Source organism: Streptococcus australis, assembly GCF_047463015.1.
In the GTDB taxonomy this organism is placed as follows: Bacteria; Bacillota; Bacilli; order Lactobacillales; family Streptococcaceae; genus Streptococcus; species Streptococcus australis_F.
Map to the genome: position 1 here is coordinate 9,328 of NZ_JASHER010000014.1, position 19,255 is coordinate 28,582.

Below are 19,255 nucleotides of genomic sequence, written 5' to 3' on the forward strand. Positions count from 1 at the left end.
TACCACTTGTTTAGTCTTCGTTTTTCTTGCGTCTTGCAAGACCAGCAAGTCCTACCAAACCAAGAGCAGCGCCTAACAATGCAGCAGAAGCTGATTGTTCTTCACCAGTAGAAGGAAGTTCTGGTGCTGGCGGTGTTACCGGTGGTGTTGGTGGTGTTACCGGTGGTGTTGGTGGTGTCACCGGTGGTGTTGGTGGTGTCACCGGTGGTGTTGGTGGTGTTACCGGTGGTGTTGGTGGTGTCACCGGTGGTGTTGGTGGTGTTACTGGTGGTTTCGGTGGAATTACCTTGTTGTTGAACTCAGTATCTTCCGGTAATTGAGAAGTTGCTGTTAAGACTTTGCCTTCTTTAGTAACTGTTACTGTTACTGTAGCTACCATCTTATCGTATTCAACTCCTGCTTCAGTACCTTTAACCTCTTCCACAGTGTAAGTGTAAGTTTTAGTTTCTTCATCTCCACGTTTGAACTCTAATGCAGAGAACTTGATGTTTCCTGATGCATCGTTCTTAACTGTTTCAATAACTTTTCCATCTTTATCTTTAAGTACGAAGCTAAATTCACCTTCTTTTAGCTCACGTCCTTCAAGTTTCTTAGTGAAGTTAAATTCAACTTTAGTTGGGATGTTAACGACACGTTTTTCTGTTGGTTTTTCTGGTTTTTCAACAGATTTCTTAGTTGGATCGTATTGGTGAACAGTTTGTGAAGCAGTGTTTTCGATATCTACACCATCTTTAGCTGTTGCTTTGATAGTTGCAGGAATCTCAAACTTGTAGTAACGTCCGAATGCCAATTTAGCAGTGTCGATTACTGGAGTGTTTTCTGCATCTCCAAGTGACTTAGTCAAGTCTGTCTTAGAAGTTGCAGTGATCACACCATTTTCAACCTTGATATCAAATTTAGCTGTCACATCTTCTCCTGTTACAGAGTCGTATGCTTTAATATCTGCTACGTTGACGTCTAAGTTTTCGCTGTCATATTTATCTGTTACACCTACAGATTGAATATTGTGAGCTTCAGTGAACTTAGTTGTATCCAACCATACTTGGTAGTATACTTTATCACCCTTCTTAAGTGTCTTCGTATTGATATTTTGAGCTTCGTTGTTATCATCCTTATCGGCATATGGATCTTTATTAGTATCCGCTACCTTGTCTGCTAACTCTTTATCATCGTCAACAAGTTTGTCACCTGTAATATCGAATTTAGATTCATTCAGGATATACTTCTCTGGGTTGAATTCTGGAGTTTCTGGTGGAGTCACCTTGTTGTTGAACTCTTTATCAGCGATATCGCCTACAGTAGCTACAAGAACTTTAGCTGTTCCATCGTGTTTAACTGTGACTGTTACATTCGCTTTCATCGCATCATAAGTGACAGTTCCATCAGTACCTTTCACTTCTTCAACTGTGAAGTTGTGAACTCCCGCTTGATCTTTCTTGAATTCAAGTTTAGAGAACTTAACGTTACCATCTTTATCGTTGCTTACAGTTTCAACAACTTTACCTGTTGAATCTTTCAGTACGAAGCTGAATTCGTTAGCTTTCAATTCACGTCCTTCTAGACGTTTAGTGAAGTTGAATTCTACTTGTACTGGTACGCTGTTGACACGTTTTTCAGTTGGTTTGTTTGGTTTTTCAACAGTCTTGCTTACTGGGTTGTAGTAGTTGACTACTTGAGCCGCAGTATTTTCGATGTCTACTCCACCTTTAACGTCCGCTTTAACAGTTGCTGGGATATCAAACTTGTAGTAACGTCCGAATTCGAATTTAGTTGTGTCGATGATTTGTGTGTTTTCTGTGTCGCCAAGTGACTTAGTGAAGCCATCTTTAAGGGTTGCAGTGATTACTCCGTTAGCTACTGTGATATCAAATTTATCTGTTACATCAGCACCAGTCTTACCGTCGTAGGCTTTAATAGTTGTAGCTTCAACATCAACTTTAGCCTCATCGTAGTCATCTGTGATTCCTACTGATTGGATATTGTCTTTGTTGTTTGCATCAAACTTAGTTGTGTCAAGCCATACTTGGTAAACCAATTTATCTTTTGGTTTAACAGTCTTAGTATTGATATTCGCAGCTTCGTTGTTAGATGCATCGTCCGCATATGGGTTCGCATTTGTATCTGCGACCTTATCTGCCAACTCTTTATCATCATCTAATAATGAAGTTCCAGTTAAATCAAATTCTTTTTCGTTTAGAACGTATTTCTCTGGGTTGAACTCTGGAGTTTCTGGAGGAGTTACACGGTTGTTGAACTCTTTATCAGCGATTTCGCCAACAGTCGCTACAAGAACTTTAGCTGTTCCGTCGTGTGATACTGTAACTGTTACATTCGCTTTCATTGTATCGTATGTAACGGTTGCGTCGCTTCCTTTAACTTCTTCTACTGTGTAGTTGTGAACGCCTTCTTGTCCTTTCTTGAATTCAAGTGCTGAGAACTTAACGTTTCCTGCTGCATCGTTGCTTACAGTTTCAAGAGTCTTACCTGTTGAATCTTTAAGCACGAAGCTGAATTCGTTGGCTTGAAGTTCGCGTCCTTCCAACTTCTTAGTAAAGTTGAACTCAATTGAAACCGGTACGTTGTTTACACGTTTTTCAGTTGGTTTGCTTGGTTTTTCAACTTTCTTAGTTGTTGGGTTGTAGTAGTTCACTACTTGAGCCGCAGTATTTTCAATATCCACACCACCAGGTACATCAGCTTTCACTGTTGTTGGGATGTCGAACTTGTAGTAACGTCCGAAGGCGAATTTAGTTGTGTCAATGATTTGTGTGTTTTCTGTGTCGCCAAGTGACTTAGTGAAGCCATCTTTAAGGGTTGCAGTAATCACACCGTTGTTCACAGCGATATCGAATTTAGCTGTAACATCATCACCTGTTACTGAATCGTAAGCTTTGATCTTAGTAGAATCAAGTTCCAACTTAGTTTCATCGTAGTCATCTGAGATTCCTACTGATTGGATGTTGTCCTTGTTAGCTGCGTCGAATTTAGTTGTATCCAACCATACTTGGTAAACCAACTTGTCGCCACGTTTCACAGTCTTGGTGTTCAAGTTTTGTTTTTCGTTGTTAGATGCATCGTCCGCATATGGGTTCGCATTGGTATCTGCGACCTTGTCTGCCAACTCTTTATCATCATCAACAAGTTTGTCACCTGTAATATCGAATTTCTCTTCAGAAACAACGTATTTCTCTGGTTGGAACTTAGGTTCTTCTGGTGGAGTTACACGGTTGTTAAATTCTTTATCAGCGATTTCGCCAACAGTAGCTACAAGAACTTTAGCTGTTCCATCATGTGATACTGTGACTTTCACTGCAGCCTTCATTGTATCGTAAGTAACAGTTGCGTCGCTTCCTTTAACTTCTTCTACTGTGTAATTGTGAACGCCTTCTTGGCCTTTCTTGAACTCAAGTTTAGAGAACTTAACATTACCAGCCGCATCGTTGCTTACAGTTTCAAGAGTTGTACCTTCTGAATCTTTAAGAACGAAGCTGAATTCGTTGGCTTTAAGCTCACGTCCTTCTAGACGTTTTGTGAAGTTGAATTCCACTTCAACTGGAACGTTGTTTACACGTTTTTCAGTTGGTTTGCTTGGTTTTTCAACTTTCTTAGTAGTTGGGTTGTAGTAGTTCACTACTTGAGCCGCAGTGTTTTCAATATCTACACCACCAGGTACATCAGCTTTCACTGTTGTTGGGATGTCGAACTTGTAGTAACGTCCGAATTCGAATTTAGTTGTGTCGATGATTTGAGTATCTTCTGCGTCTCCAAGTGACTTAGTGAAGCCAGCTTTAAGAGTTGCAGTAATCACACCGTTGTCTACAGCGATATCGAATTTATCTGTTACTTCTGCACCTGTTACTGAATCGTAGGCTTTGATCTTAGTAGAATCAAGATTCAACTTCGCTTCATCGTAGTCATCTGAAATTCCTACTGATTGGATGTTTTCTTTGTTAGTTTCAGAGAATTTAGTTGTATCCAACCATACTTGGTAAACCAACTTGTCGCCACGTTTAACAGTCTTGGTGTTCAAGTTTTGTTTTTCGTTGTTAGATGCATCGTCCGCATATGGGTTCGCATTGGTGTCTGCGACCTTGTCTGCCAATTCTTTGTCATCATCAACGAGCTTGTCGCCTGTGATATCGAATTTCTCTTCAGAAACAACGTATTTCTCTGGTTGGAACTTAGGTTCTTCTGGAGGAGTTACACGGTTGTTGAACTCTTTGTCAGCGATGTCTCCAACAGTAGCTACAAGAACTTTAGCTGTTCCATCGTGTGATACTGTTACAGTTACATTTGCTTTCATTGTGTCGTAAGTTACAGTAGCGTCTGTTCCTGCAACCTCTTCTACTGTGTAGTTATGAACTCCTTCTTCACCTTTCTTGAATTCTAATGCTTCAAATTTAACTTTACCATCTGCATCATTGCTTACAGTTTGTAGAGTCTTACCAGTTGAATCTTTAAGCACGAAGCTGAATTCGTTAGCTTTTAGTTCACGACCTTCTAATTTCTTAGTGAAGTTGAACTCTACTGGTACTGGTACGTTGTTAACACGTTTTTGAGTTGGTTTTTCTGGAGTTTCTACTTGTTTAGTTGTTGGGTTGTAGTAGTTTACTACTTGAGCCGCAGTGTTTTCGATATCTACACCAGCTTTAACTGTTTGTTTAACTGTTGTTGGGATATCAAACTTGTAGTAACGTCCAAATTCGAATTTAGTTGTATCGATCACTTGAGTGTTTTCTGCATCGCCAAGTGACTTAGTGAAGCCGGCTTTAAGAGTTGCAGTAATCACACCGTTGTTTTCAACGATATCAAATTTATCTGTTACATCATTACCAGATACTGAATCGTAAGCTTTGATCTTAGTAACATCAAGTTCCAACTTCGCTTCATCGTAGTTATCAGAGATGCCTACAGATTGGATGTTTTCTTTGTTAGTTGCTGAGAATTTAGTTGTATCCAACCATACTTGGTAAACCAACTTATCTCCACGGTTAACAGTCTTGGTATTGATGTTTTCTGCTTCGTTGTTGGTATCTTTGTCAGCATATGGATCAGTATTTGTATCTCCGTACTTATCTGCCAACTCAGCATCATCATCAAGAAGCTTGTTATCAGTGATAGAGTATTTCTCTGTATTCAATACATACTTCTCTGGTTGGAACTTAGGTTCTGTTGGAGGAGTTACTGTATTGTTGAACTCTTTATCTGCAATATCTCCAAGATTTGCCACAAGAGCTTTAGCTGTTCCATCGTGTGAAACTGTGATGGTTACAGCTGCTTTCATAGTATCGTAGGTAACGGTTGCGTCGTTTCCTTTAACTTCTTCTACTGTGTAGTTATGAACGCCTTCTTGACCCTTCTTGAATGTAAGAGTTGAGAACTTAACGTTTCCTGCCGCATCGTTGCTTACAGTTTCAACAACTTTACCTGTTGAATCTTTAAGCACGAAGCTGAATTCGTTAGCTTTCAACTCACGGCCTTCCAAGCGTTTAGTAAAGTTAAACTCTACTGGTACTGGTACGCTGTTGACACGTTTTTCAGTTGGTTTGTTTGGTTTTTCAACAGTCTTGCTTACTGGGTTGTAGTAGTTTACTACTTGAGCCGCAGTATTTTCGATATCTACTCCACCTGCAACATCTGCTTTAACTACTGCTGGAATATCAAACTTGTAGTAACGTCCGAATTCGAATTTAGTTGTATCAATGATTTGAGTATTTTCTGTATCACCCAATGACTTAGTGAAGCCAGCTTTAAGGGTTGCAGTCATTACACCATTTTCAACTTTAATATCGAATTTGTTTGTTACATCATTACCAGATACTGAATCGTATGCTTTGATCTTAGTTGAATCAACGTCAACCTTCGTTTCATCAAAGTCATCAGTGATTCCTACAGATTGAACGTTTTCTTTGTTGTTAGCTGAGAATTTAGTTGTATCCAACCATACTTGGTAGTAAAGCTTATCTCCGCGATTAACAGTCTTGGTATTGATGTTTTCTGCTTCGTTGTTGTTAGTTTGGTCTGCGTATGGGTTCGTATTAGTATCTGCGTACTTGTCTGCCAACTCAGCATCATCATCAAGAAGCTTGTTATCAGTGATAGAGTATTTCTCTGTATTCAATACATACTTCTCTGGTTGGAACTTAGGTTCTGTTGGAGGAGTTACTGTATTGTTAAACTCTTTGTCAGCTGGTTCAGTTACGTTAGCAACCAATGCTTTAGCTGTACCATCGTGAGATACTGTTACAGTTACTTCTGCCTTCATAGTATCGTAAGTGACAGTAGCGTCTGCACCTTTAACCTCTGTTACAGAGTAAGTGTAAGTACCTTCTTGACCCTTCTTGTATTTAAGGGCAGTGACTTTTTCACCAGCTTTATTTGTGTACTCTACTGGAGAGAATTTAATCTTACCATCTGCATCGTTGGTTACAGTCGCAATCACAACATTGTCGCTGTCTTTCAACTCAAATGTAAATTCGCCAGCTTTAAGCGCACGACCTTCCAAACGTTTTGTGAAGTTGAATTCTGCAGTGATTGGTACACTGTTCACACGTTTTTGAGTTGGTTTTTCTGGAGTTTCTACAGATTTGCTTACTGGGTTGTATACGTGAACGATTTGGTTGGCTTTGTTTTCGATGTCTACTCCACCTGCTACTGATTCTTTAACAGTTGCTGGGATATCGAATTTGTAGTAGCGACCAAATGCAAATTTAGTGGTGTCGATAACTTGAGTGTTATCAGCATCACCTAAAGATTTGTTCATAGAAGATTTAGATGTAGCTGTAATGACTCCGTTAGATACTGTAATATCAAATTTAGATGTTACATCAACTCCTGTTTCGCTGTCATAAGCCTTGATATCAGCACTGTTAACAGTCAATTTATCTGCATCGTATGTATCAGAGATACCTACAGATTGGATGTTGTTCTTGTCAGTGAAGTTCTTAGTATCCAACCATACTTGGTAAACTAATTTATCACCGCGGTTAACAGTCTTGGTATTGATGTTTTCTGCTTCGTTGTTCTTGGTTTGATCAGCATATGGATTTGCATTTGTTTCTGTGTACTCATCCTGAAGCTCATCGTCATCGTCCATTAATTTTGTACCTGTTAGGTCAAATTTTTCTTTGTTAAGGACGAATTTTTCTGGTTGGAACTCAGGTGTTTCCGGAGGAGTGATTTTGTTGTTGAATACTTTATCTTCCTTACCATCAGTTGATGCTCCGTTATCATCTACACCACCAGTTGATGATACGCTTGTTACTGTAGTAAGTGTATGACCGTTCTTAGCAACCTTAACTGTAATAGTTGCCTTCATCGTATCGTAAGTCATACCAACTTCTTTCGTTGCTGGAATAACTTCTTCTACAGTATAGGTATGTGTGCCAATTTTCGTATTGTCAAATGACAATTCAGTAAATGTCACTGTACCATCTTTTTTGTTGGCAACAGTTTCAACTTCTTGACCTCTTGAATCTTTAAGAACAAAGTTGAATTCTCCGTCTTTAAGTTCACGTCCAGCCAATTTCTTACTGAAGTCAAACTTAGTCTTAACTGGTGCTACAACATAGTTGTTGAAGATTTTATCTTCATCACCTGACTTGAATCCACCTTCAGCACTGTATTTAACAGTAGCTTGTAAATCACCTTGAGCATTTTCAGTTACCTTAACAGTCATGGTAACAGTCATTGCATCGTATTCAACGTTTGCATCTGAACCTGGAGTCTCAGTGATTGTGTAAGTGTAAGTACCAACTTTGTTAAAGGTAAGTTTGCTAAATGTAGCTTTACCATCTTTATTGGTAACTGTTTCTTCATGTTTATCAGGGCTGCTGCTCTTTTCTGTTAACTTGAAAGTAAACTCACCGTCAACAAGTACACGTCCTTCCAATTGTTTTTCAACTTCTGGAGTAACTTCGACTGGCTCTTGTTTTACATAGTAGTAAACAGTCGGTTTATATGGTGTTAACGAGTTTAATAAGTCAACGTTTGTACCAATTTGTACATATGCACCATTTGTTAATTGACTATTTGGTGAAAGGTGACCAATGTTATCTCCCAAGAATGGAACGAAGACAGTCTTCTTCGGTGTGTATCCAGCAGCTGTTTGGAAGTCAAATGAAACTTCTTTCCCGTCTGGATAGTTTACACCTTTACTATCTGTGAAAGGAATGGTGTGAAGTGGTGATTTCTTAACTGCTAATTCTTGTTTGTTATAATCACCTGGTTTAATCGGCTTGGTTTCTGCTAACAACATGTAGCCATCTGTTTCCAATGTGCCATCAGAACGTTTACTTTGTTGTTTTGGATCAAGAAGATAAACACGAACTACTACTGATCCATCTTCACCTACGATTTCTTTAATCCGTTTAATTCCTGCACGCTCAGCGTCCATGAATTTAGTACCAACTACGTAAGGACGACTTACAAAGCCAGTTGTCGAATCTGGATTTGCTGTTTGGTAAAGTTTGTATCCATCAAATTGACGCTCACCAGACGCTGTGAAATGTTGTCCTTCCATAGCTTTAGTTGCATATTTAGCTAAATCAACTTCATTACCATTTGGTACGTAGTCTTGAACTGTTACATCAGTTTTATTTGCATTGAATGTAGCATTATTTTTATCGACTACTCTATAGTAAGTCGGTTTTTCGACAAATTTTGGAATTTTAGCGTTTGAATCAGTAATTGTACGACCGTTATAAGCTGGTTCCACAACGTTAATAATATCAGTTGATGTACGAGCGTTATAAACATCTTGATATAATTTTTGTTCAGCTTCATTTTTTGGATTTACTAAAGCTTGAATACTAGCACCAACTTCATAACCAAATTGAATAAATGGTTCGTCAGTTTTACCAGCTCCTGCTCCTAAACCTTTGTCGTAATCATATTTCACAGTTAATTGACCATTAGAGGCCGCAGTTGTAGTTGTGAATTTTTGAATACCGCTTGACGCAGAAAGAGTTCTAGTTTCTACTACATTACCAGTAGTTTTATCAATTAATTCAACAGTTGTTTCTGTAGAATCATCAAATCTTTTATACGCACGGGTATAATAATTTGTATTATATCTCTCATTGAAGCGAGTAAGGTCTATGATACTGTAAGTATACACATCTCCTTCTTTTCTTGCGTACCCAGCTGGTACAGGTTGAGAGCTTACAGTTGCCCCATTAGCATCTTTAATTTCTGGAGTTACTTTTTCCCCATCTTTTAAGTAAGTGCTTACTGCTACTGGGTTAGAGTTGTGGTCTCCAGTAACAGCTTCGTTAGTAACAGCACGACGATTACGTACTCTTGGTTTGTTTGATTCATGTGAAGCTGGTTTTGCTTCAGCTGCTGGTTTTACTTCAGGTGCAGCTGGTTTTGCTTCTTCAGCTTTTTCTGCTGGTTTGGCAGTTTCTTCTGCAGTAACACCTGCTTCAGCAACTGCTGGTTTTGCAACCACTTCTGCTTTTGGAGTTGCTTCTACAGCTGGTTTTGCTTCAGGTGCGGCTGGAGTTTCAGTCGCAGCTTTTGCCTCAGCTGCTAAAGCAGGGTTTGGAAGCTCCACTTTAGGTGCAGGTGCTCCCTGAGCGTAAGTCTCACCTGGAGCTGTAGTAGCAGTATCTTGAGGCGCTTGGTCAGCCTCGGGTTGAACGCTTTCTACAGTTTCCTTGCTTGTGTCAGTAGACGCACTAACTCCATCCGCAGCTACTGTCGGAGCTCCGACAGCAAAAAGCGCTGTCCCTAGTAATACAGAACAAACGCCAACGCTATACTTTCGCAAAGAAAAGCGCTGACGTCTATTAAACATTTCCTTCATTTATTTGTATCTCCTTTTTCATATTTTTATTGTTTGATACATAACAAATGTTATCAAACTTGTTCATCTCCGTCAACTAATTATATCAAAGTTGTTACTTATCGTAAAACTTTCTGAATATTCAGACGAAGTTTCCCTCTATTTTTTAACATTTTTTTACTTTTTTTCCCATTTAGTCCATTTTTTTATTATTCATTTTTTTGACACATTTTCATCCTTTATATAGAAAGAGGCTGGGACAAAAGTCCTAGCCTCTCAATTGTCTTTGAAGTGTCGAGCAAGACGCAGTGGTTGAGTGGGCTCTACTACGCTGATTTCATCAGCTTTTACAGCCCTACTCAACTGTGCGGAGGTGGGACGACGAAATCGAATTCTAACGAATGACCGATTTCTGTCCCACTCTCTTTTTAAGAAATTTATTCCTCGTTGAGGAAACTTAAGCATGCTCCTCTTCCCATCTTTTTCTTATGATAAGGAGACTCACAACTGCGACAATAGACAATAGGGCACCGATCAAGCTGCCTCTGGTTTTGAAGACAAACTCGACCTTATGTTTCCCTTTGGTGATTGGGAAAGATAGGAAACTATTCCAGGCTCTTTCGGTCGTGACGGATTGACCGTCCACTTTCACCTGCCAGCCGGCACTGTATGGGATGGAGGTCATCATGACATCACTATCATCTGTAATAGTGACCTCCCCCTCGATATGAGTATTGCTGAACTTGGTCACCTTCAAACCTTGTTGCTTGCGCTTCTCAAGTACTTCTTGGATCTGATCCAGCTCGGCTCGATAGACACCCGCCTGGCTCATGTCGATGGTATCCGTTCTAAAGCGGAACTCAATGACTGACTCTTGATTTTCAGTCATGTCCGTCAGCTGCCAGATTTGCCTTTGGGTAAAGGTCTTACTGTTTGGCAGCCATTTATTGTTGACCAGGACAGAGTAATCTTGCTTAGGAATCAAGGACGCCGGCACAAAGAAGTAATAGGTATTGTTGGAACGTGGAATGACCTTATAACGGATAATGCCTTCTTTAGAAGAATCTGCCCGTCGATAGATGGCCTCTCCTGTCTCCTTGTTGACCTTTTCTTCTATTAAATTCTCCGTTTCAATCCCAGTAAAGGCCAAGGGTTTGAAATAGTCTACATAATCACCCGTATTCTTTTGATGGCCTTCCATAGAGTTGAGGATAATGTTCTGGTTGGCAAAGGCGTTGTTGGCCCCAAACTGAATGTTCTTCACGAGGGAATTCGTCCCATAGGCCAAAGGGAAGGAATGAGGGTTTTTATAGACGACAAAGCGATTGTCTTCATAGACTGTCTCTGTGTAGTAACGCCCCATGTCAAAGCGGTTGGTAAAGCGATAGAAATACATCTTTTCTGGATGAGCTTCCATCTCTTTTGGATCGAACTCCTTGGCATGCATGTAATAGCGAACACCGTACAAGGCATCCGTCAAAGGCGTCCCATTGGTATACTCTGTGGCTGCATTAACGCCTAGATCTCCCATATAGGCAAAGTGGTCCATGGTCGACCGTTCTAAGCTCGAACTGAAGGTACTCAAGCCTGGATAAGATACCAAGGATGGAACTGTTCGAGAATAGGCAAAGTCGGTCGCAATCCGGTAAAACTTCTCATCCGCATCAACCTGGACCTTGTCCGTCACACGCTTGACCGAGACAGTAGCATCTGCAAATTTATGGACACTGTCATAGCCTAAGGTCACCTGAGATAGATAGGCATTGTAGCCCAGCTCAAAGAAGGTCAAGGCTGATAAGATCACGACGGACAAGCGAGACCATTTTTGGTTTAAGACCAGAAGGACAAGCAAGTACATCAGAACGGTGATCCCAACCTGGGACAACAAATAGCCTGCTTTTAGAAGAACAAGGGCAAGGACAAGGAAACCGGCCGTCCAGCCAAGCCGAATGAGCTTTTCTTTCTGGCTCTTCTTGGACTTGTCCCAATAGCTGTAAAAACCATAGGAGGCAACGACCAGGAGCGCCAACAAATGAAGGGCGGTAAAGCGGGTGATGTAACGGGAGGCACCAGACGGTTGAAGCTTGGCAATGAAGCTATAGTTCTGCGAATAGACATAGACAACTGCCAACGCCAACACCAGACCAATCACTAGGTTGGCGATGCGCGAAAGCATAATTTTTTCTTTCATCGCTTGGTAGGCCAGAATGAGCATAAAGAAAGAGAATAGCCAAGAGAAGCGGAAAAAGAAACCAGCTGGATTTTGCCCCATATGCCAAATCTTGCTGACAAACTCATTGACAAAGGAAATAAAGAAGACGAGGGTGACTAGACCGGCAGCCCACTTCTTAACTCTGACAACTTTTTTCGACAAGAAATAGGATACAAAGCCTAGTAGCCCCAAGGCACCGATATAGATATTGGGAAGGTTTGGCCCCGCAGACCAGCCTGAGGTGTTATCAAAGCCACCCACAACTAGCTTGGCAAAAATATCTAAGGGGTTAATTTGAAAGGCCAACGAGAAGGTCATCCCTCCTCCGACCTGGCCCTTACTTTCAATGAGGTTGAAGAAGACCGGCAAGAGGATGACAGAAGCTAGCGCAATCCCGATAATCGAATAGATCACTGCCTGCAAGAGGGGAAGACTGACGTTTCTAATTTTCTTCTTCCAATCTCCTTCGACCATCAGCCTTGGCGATACATAATAGCAAGCATACAAGGCGATGAAAATGGAGATCATATAGCCCATATAGAATTGGAGCAAGACGGTCAAGCCTAAGGCAAAGGCATAGCGGTAGGGAGCGCCTCCATCCAATAGTTCTTCTAGGTAGACGATGACGATGGGAAGCATGATCATGGCATCATAGAAAATGACATTCATCTGATACGACACCAGCATCCCTGACAGGGCATAAGCCGTCGCAAAGAGGGGCACCAGCCATTTCCTAGACTCCAAGCCCTTATACCGCTTGATCAAGAGGAAGGCAAAGGCCATCCCGATAGCCCCATAACGAAGCCAAATGGTCAAGAAGACCGCAAACCCAAAGTACTTGAGGGGTGTCAAAATATAGATGATATTAAAAGGACTCATCAAATAGTAGCCGAGCACCCCTATCATATCTCCCCCCAGAGACTTGGTAAAGGAATAGCTCAAACTAGATAAATCTCCGGAGAGCACGGCATTTTTTAACAAGCCAAAGAAGCTGATGTATTGTTGACCAAAGTCAACAGCCATCAAGCTTTTGTCTCCAAATGGAAAAGTCCCCATAAAAGCCCAAACGACCAGCATGATGGCCATTGGGAGCATGGCGCTAAAAGCATACAGCAAGCCCTTGGGTTTTCTCTTCCAAAGTTCTTGCCAAGGCTTGGTCCAGACAAACATTCTTCTATCTCCTATCTTCCTTATCCGATACTATCTTCTTTCGCCTTTTCAATATTGGTGTCTTCAATAATGAAATGAGGGCGACGCTTCACTTCATAGTAAATCTTCCCGATGTATTCTCCAAGAATTCCGATAAAGATTAGCTGAACCCCACTAAAAAGAATGATGGCCGCAATGGTGGTAAAATACCCACTCACATAATCCCCCGGAGCAAAGATATACTTCATCAACTCAAAAACCAAGTAAAGAATGGCCAATCCCAGACAGATAAATCCAAACTGGATACAAACGCGAAGAGGGCGGTCGTTAAAGGATATAATCCCTTGAATGGCATAGTTCATGGATTTCTTGAAGCCAAACTTACTCTTTCCAGCCTTGCGAAGTTCATTTTTGTAGGGGATGACTTTCTCCTTGAAGCCAATCCATTCGTACAGACCTTTATTAAAGCGGTTGTATTCTGGCATGGAGACAAAGGCGTTGATAGCTTTGCGACTGAGAAGTCTGAGCTCAGATTTCCCATCCGTTAAATGGACATCCATCGATTTGTTAGATAGGAAGTAAAAGAGACGAGCAAAGGTGCTCCCCACAAAGGACTCACCGTCACGAGTCCGCTGGCCACTGACAATATCGTAGCCTTCCTTGTAGGCCTCTAAAAAGAGCGGGATGAGATAAGGCGGATGTTGCAAATCACCATCCATGACCATGACCGCATCTCCCGTCGCATACTTAAAACCAGCCAAGATGCCGCTCTCCCGGCCAAAGTTTCGACTAAAGCGAATATATTTGACCCGATTATTGTCTCTGGCAATTCCTGCAATCAGCTCAAAGGTCCTGTCATTGCTCCCATCATCAATATAAAGGATTTCATAATCCGAAAGATCTTTCCCAAGCATGTCTTCCAACTGGGCCGAAATAGCTGCATGCGTCTGAGCTAGTACTAATTCCTCATTGAGTAGTGTAATGAGTATTGATAATTTCATCCTTTTTCTCCATCTATCGTTCTCCCAAAAAAGAGAGAGCTTTCGCTCTCTCCATCATACGGAAACTCTTTGTTTATTTATTAGAAATTTTACGTTTTAACACGATCGCACCGATGAGAACAACGACTCCCGAAATAACGAGACCAGTTGCTACGACTTCACCAGTACTTGGAAGAAGTTTCTTACGACCTCCACCAGTACCGCCGCCTGGTGTTGACTCAGTAGTTTCACCAGTAGTTGGACCACCTGGAGTTGTTGTTGTCGTAGTGGTTGTTGGACGTCCTCCACCAGTCGTAGTTGTCGTAGTGGTTGTCGTCGTAGTTGTCGTAGTTGTTGGTTCCTCAGTCGTCGTGGTTGACGTGGTTGTTGGTCCCTCAGTCGTTGTGGTCGACGTGGTTGAAGGCTCCTCAGTTGTCGTGGTCGACGTGGTTGAAGGCTCCTCGGTTGTCGTGGTCGACGTGGTTGAAGGTTCCTCAGTCGTCGTGGTCGACGTGGTTGAAGGCTCCTCAGTTGTCGTAGTTGACGTGGTTGAAGGTTCCTCAGTTGTCGTAGTTGACGTTGTTGAAGGTTCCTCAGTTGTCGTCGTTGTCGTGGTCGTTGGTGCCACAGTTGTCGTCGTTGTAGTGGTTGTGCTTGTTGTGGTAGTCGTCGTTGTAGTAGTTGTTCGATCCCCACTACCGCTACCTGAAGCAGTTTCTAAACGTGTCAAGGCGTTGATTGAGCGAGACTTGTCAAAGTTGCTAGCTGACCATTCTAGGACATTGGCCACTTTACTTCCTTTAGGAAGCTCTGACTTCAACTCTGTTGTGTACTCAATGTACATAGCCCAGTTCCAGTTATCCCCAAAATTAATCGTGAATCCTGTAATATCGCCATCAGCATTTCTGGTAAACTCGGCTTTTTTGGTAAAGTTATCAATCGGTTCCAATTTAAGAAGAGCCGCCTCATTCGGAATCTTCTCTGGTTGAGTCGCATAACGAACTGCACGGAAGGAACTTTCTACCAAGACTTGTCCGCTGTCGCTGAAGTCATCCTTGATGACCATGTTGTTCAACTTGTCTTGAACCGCATTCAAGACAATACGCCATTTTATCCGTTTAGGATTTTCTGGATCTTGGTAACCATACTTCATTTCATAGTCACCAGCTTCACCATCGTCCTTGTTGTATTTCAATGTGAAGTCAGTGCTACCAAATGTAAAGTAGTAAGTCCCCGTCTTTGGCAGGTTTGCTGCATTTGGACGGACATTGTACTTCAAGGTCATTACCTTATCTTTGTAATTCTCAGTGAAATAGTTTGTAAAGGTAATGGTCACCTTTTGCGTACTTGGATCTGTCACTGCATTGGCAATTACTTCACCATTTTCGTGTACAATCGGAAACTCTAGCTTGGTCACCAGGCCTAGTTCTTTTGGAAGATCTAAAACCAATGTGTCACCAGCATTGATCTGCTGTGAGTCAGGGAAACTAATCTCGTTTGTCGCCTCCATCGTTTGACCAGTAGTGATCTTCGTGTCGGCAGTTAACGGTTGGTTATCAACCTTAATTTCAGTTTTTATCGTATAACTGGTTACTTCAGTCGCAAAGACTGTCGTAAAAACTGTCAAGGATAAAACTAAAAGACTCATAAATGCTAAAACTCGCTTCACGCGTGCTTTTGTGGTCTGCATATTATGCTCCTTTATAAATTATTTGATTATTATTGTAACATATCTGTTTATAAATGCAAGATTTTTTAATGTTTTTTCACTAATTGTTCAGTTTTTTGTCAATCCGATTTTATAGGAGAGCCAAAGCCTCTCAAACGCTGCAAAGAAGGCCATTATCAGCGATTCGATGCCTAGCGAAAATCATCTTAACATCCATGTTTTTCATTAAGTTTTCACATACTTTCCCTGTTTTTTCTATGTTTTTTTAACCACTTTGGAAACAAAAGAGAGCGACCTATATAAAGAGAGAGTGGGACAGAAATCAGTCATTCGTTAGAATTCGATTTCGTCGTCCCACCTCCGCACAGTTGAGTAGGGCTGTAAAAGCTGATGAAATCAGCGTAGTAGAGCCAAGTCAACCGCTGCGTCTTGCTCGACAATCCAAAGACAATTGATAGGCTAGGACTTTTGTCCCAGCCTATCTTTAATTGTCTAATATGGGAGCATATGTTTATTGCTACTGACCAAACAGACTAGGTGTCCGCTTTTTTACTTTGCCTTCTCTAAAATATAAACGTGAGCAGACGAATACTGACTCTCCCGGTATCCTAAAGCTTCGTAACTCTCTAATAATTGATTGTATTCTTTATTTTGATCCTTTTGAGATTGAGGAATCACAATATAATCAATTGTCGGATCCGCCTTCTTATCATTGTGATAGAAAATGTCAAAAAGCTCTTTATGTTTTCTAAGAGATGGCGTATAGGCTCCCTCAGCTAAGACTGAAGCATCCTTTGGCAAACTTCCTAAAGTCTTCTGGATTTCATCAAACATTTCTTTATTTTGACGGTAATAGCCGATATTAAAGGACCAATTATGAGTAAAGTGGTGTAGAAGACTACCAGAAAAAATAATTCCTACTATCACGATAGCTACCGTCAATTTTTCCTGTAAGATGTTATGTTCTTTCAGATCCTCTAATGCTAGAAGAGCCATGATGAAAACTAAAGCACCACTTCCATAACTATACTGGAAACCAATATCATACTGATAGGACCAATTGGACAATAAGTTAATCACTATCAGTGGAAGCACAAGAAAATAAGTCGACCAACGCTGTTGGAGTAGTCCTAAGAAACATACCGGAGCAAACATTAAGAATAAATACCCTAATCTTTTGGCAGTCAGTAGCGTACTAATGACATAGCCTGGATGGAAGAATAGATTCTTAATCACCATGAACATCCCGCTTTCCCCATTGAGCAAGAATGCGTCATACCGTGAAATCATTCCTCCCTCACCATAGGCACTCAGAAGATACATGGTAAAAACGAAATAGGCAATCGGCAAGACAATCTCCGTAAAGAGAAGCCATCTTTTTGTCTGCTTGGATAGATCAAATCGTTTTTGGAAAAGGAAGAATAAGCCCATACTAAGTACATAGATAAAGGCATCTTCTTTCACCAACAATAGTAACATGGTAGCTAGTAGAATCTTCCATTTTTGTTCCGAAATAACGAAATAGAATACCCAAAACACTAATGGGACTAAAAAGCAATTTTCATGAAGATGGAATCCCCCTGCCGTTGTCATCACTGGCAACAGCATAAACCATAAGATGGCCAAGGTATTTGTGAGATTGGAAAACTTTAATTTACGAAGGATTAATCTCAATGGGATAATCCCTGAAAAGACTACGAGCAACTGTAAAATTTCTAAGGTCTCTACATATGGGAAGAGCTTATAGAATGGCAACATTAGATAAAAGATAGGTGAAATATGGACGGCAAAATGAGAGAGAGCTCTATCTCTCTCTAAGGTCGTTATCGGAGTCAAATCGTGATTCATCCGTTCAAACATTTGAGAAAATATCCCAATATCAAACGATGACAACTCATTCGTCCTCACTTTGTAAACCACTACAACAGAAAGATAAAGGACATAAACCAGAACTAGCGAAAACACGATTGTTCGAACTACTTTTTTATGTCGCTCTAAATAGTTAAAGATCGGAAATTTGAGATAGAGGATAATAAACGCAATTGAGATAATGGAGGCAATAGCGACTGGCCAGATGATTGAAAGAAATCGGGTACTGGACAGATCAACAGAATGAAAGCCAAGTGCTTGATCTTGAAAATTCGAGCTTCCCAACGTTAATATTCTAGGGATGGCTAGCAAGATGACCGATATATACAAATAGGAGGACTTTTCTTTATTAAACATCCCTCCAATAAACAAAATCAGAGCCAAAAGAATTAAGCCTAGCGATAAAAAGAAGGACATACTCTTATAAATAACTATGAGGAGAGTCACACAAGAAAGAATCATCGTGATACTACGTATATCTGAGTTTGTCAACTTGTCATGTAAACAAATCAACGCACCGCCCACAATAAAAAAGATTCCCACTTTTAAGATCGACAAGGGAGCGAGTGTCAAAAACAGATCCTGTGAGGTCGCACTCAACAAGTCTACCATAAGCATTGTCAAATACGCACTGATACCGCACATAATAGCATAATCCGTTTTCACAAACAAATCGCTAAAAACTTTTTTCTTCATAAAAATCCTCCAACTGATATTTTATCATAATTTTATACTTCAAACCTAGTTTGGACTAATATCTTTGTAGCCTCTCTAACCATTTGATTCCTTATATTTTCAACCCCTATCAATTTTCAGTTTCATCTTTGCATACAAAAACCGTTAGCCGAAAAGCTAACGGTTTACGCTAATCTATCACCTCAGTGATCAATCCTGTATCGACATCATAGACAGCTCCTGAGATAATGACGTCGTCTGGAATCAGCGGTGAGACTTTTAATAGAGCGACATCTTCTCGGACGCTCTCGTAGATATCTTGAAAGGGTAGGAAGTCTTGGTCTCCGACATCAACTCCCAGTTCCTTCTTCAAATGCTGACGGAAGCCTTCATTCTCAAAGGTTTGCGCTCCACAGTCTGTGTGGTGCAAGACGACGATTTCTCGAGTCCCCATCTGTTGCTGCGAGATGACCAAGGAACGAATCATGTCCTCTGTCACGCGCCCCCCTGCATTCCGCAAAATATGGGCATCCCCCAGAGCAAGACCTAGTGCCGGTGCGACGTGAAGACGAGAGTCCATACAGGTCACAATGGCCACTTGCGTTTTCGGTTTGATCGGGAGATGAAGGTCTCCGTGCAATTCAACATAGGCTTGATTGGCTTTTAAAAAATTCTCAAAATAGGACATAAGAACTTCCTTTCTGGTTGGCAAAATAGTTTGAACACCAAATTATTTACTCTCTATCTTACCATCTTTTTCCCAGATTGTCAGTTGTCAGCCTACATGAAAAAGAGAGTGGGACAGAAATCGGTAATTCGTTAGAATTCGATTTCGTCGTCCCACCTCCGCACAGTTGAGTAGGGCTGTAAAAGCTGATGAAATCAGCGTAGTAGAGCCCACTCAACCACTGCGT

At 41.0% G+C, this 19,255-nt stretch carries 6 protein-coding genes; all 6 read right to left on the reverse strand.

The annotated features are described in order from the left end of the window. Positions 1-10: 10 nt before the first annotated feature. A complete protein-coding gene (locus QM873_RS09835; protein WP_414279212.1) occupies positions 11-9,808 on the reverse strand; it encodes an SspB-related isopeptide-forming adhesin in 9,798 nt (3,265 codons plus the stop codon). 436 nt (positions 9,809-10,244) lie between these two features. After that, positions 10,245-13,169 (reverse strand): glycosyltransferase PgfM1, encoded by a 2,925-nt coding sequence (gene pgfM1, locus QM873_RS09840; protein WP_414279213.1) that lies wholly within the window; start codon positions 13,167-13,169, stop codon positions 10,245-10,247. Between the two features lie 20 nt (positions 13,170-13,189). Continuing rightward, positions 13,190-14,149 carry a glycosyltransferase PgfS gene (gene pgfS / locus QM873_RS09845; protein WP_414279214.1) on the reverse strand — a complete coding sequence of 320 codons (960 nt, stop codon included), beginning with the start codon at positions 14,147-14,149 and terminating at the stop codon, positions 13,190-13,192. Positions 14,150-14,222: 73 nt separating this feature from the next. Then, on the reverse strand, positions 14,223-15,818 hold the full coding sequence (locus tag QM873_RS09850) for an Ig-like domain-containing protein (RefSeq protein WP_414279215.1): 1,596 nt from the start codon (positions 15,816-15,818) through the stop codon (positions 14,223-14,225). 528 nt (positions 15,819-16,346) lie between these two features. Then, the gene (locus QM873_RS09855; protein WP_414279216.1) at positions 16,347-18,362 is read right to left on the reverse strand and encodes a DUF2079 domain-containing protein; all 2,016 of its coding nucleotides are present in this window, start codon (positions 18,360-18,362) and stop codon (positions 16,347-16,349) included. A 169-nt stretch (positions 18,363-18,531) separates the two neighbouring features. Continuing rightward, positions 18,532-19,029, reverse strand: a complete 498-nt coding sequence (locus QM873_RS09860; protein WP_414279217.1) for a beta-class carbonic anhydrase — start codon at positions 19,027-19,029, stop codon at positions 18,532-18,534. Between the last annotated feature and the right edge of the window lie 226 nt (positions 19,030-19,255).

Excerpts from the sequence above, each read along its gene's own strand:
- QM873_RS09835 (WP_414279212.1), bottom strand. The coding sequence starts at position 9,808 with ATGAAGGAAATGTTTAATAGACGTCAGCGCTTTTCTTTGCGAAAGTAT.
- pgfM1 (WP_414279213.1), bottom strand. The coding sequence starts at position 13,169 with ATGTTTGTCTGGACCAAGCCTTGGCAAGAACTTTGGAAGAGAAAACCC.
- pgfS (WP_414279214.1), bottom strand. The coding sequence starts at position 14,149 with ATGAAATTATCAATACTCATTACACTACTCAATGAGGAATTAGTACTA.
- QM873_RS09850 (WP_414279215.1), bottom strand. The coding sequence starts at position 15,818 with ATGCAGACCACAAAAGCACGCGTGAAGCGAGTTTTAGCATTTATGAGT.
- QM873_RS09855 (WP_414279216.1), bottom strand. The coding sequence starts at position 18,362 with ATGAAGAAAAAAGTTTTTAGCGATTTGTTTGTGAAAACGGATTATGCT.
- QM873_RS09860 (WP_414279217.1), bottom strand. The coding sequence starts at position 19,029 with ATGTCCTATTTTGAGAATTTTTTAAAAGCCAATCAAGCCTATGTTGAA.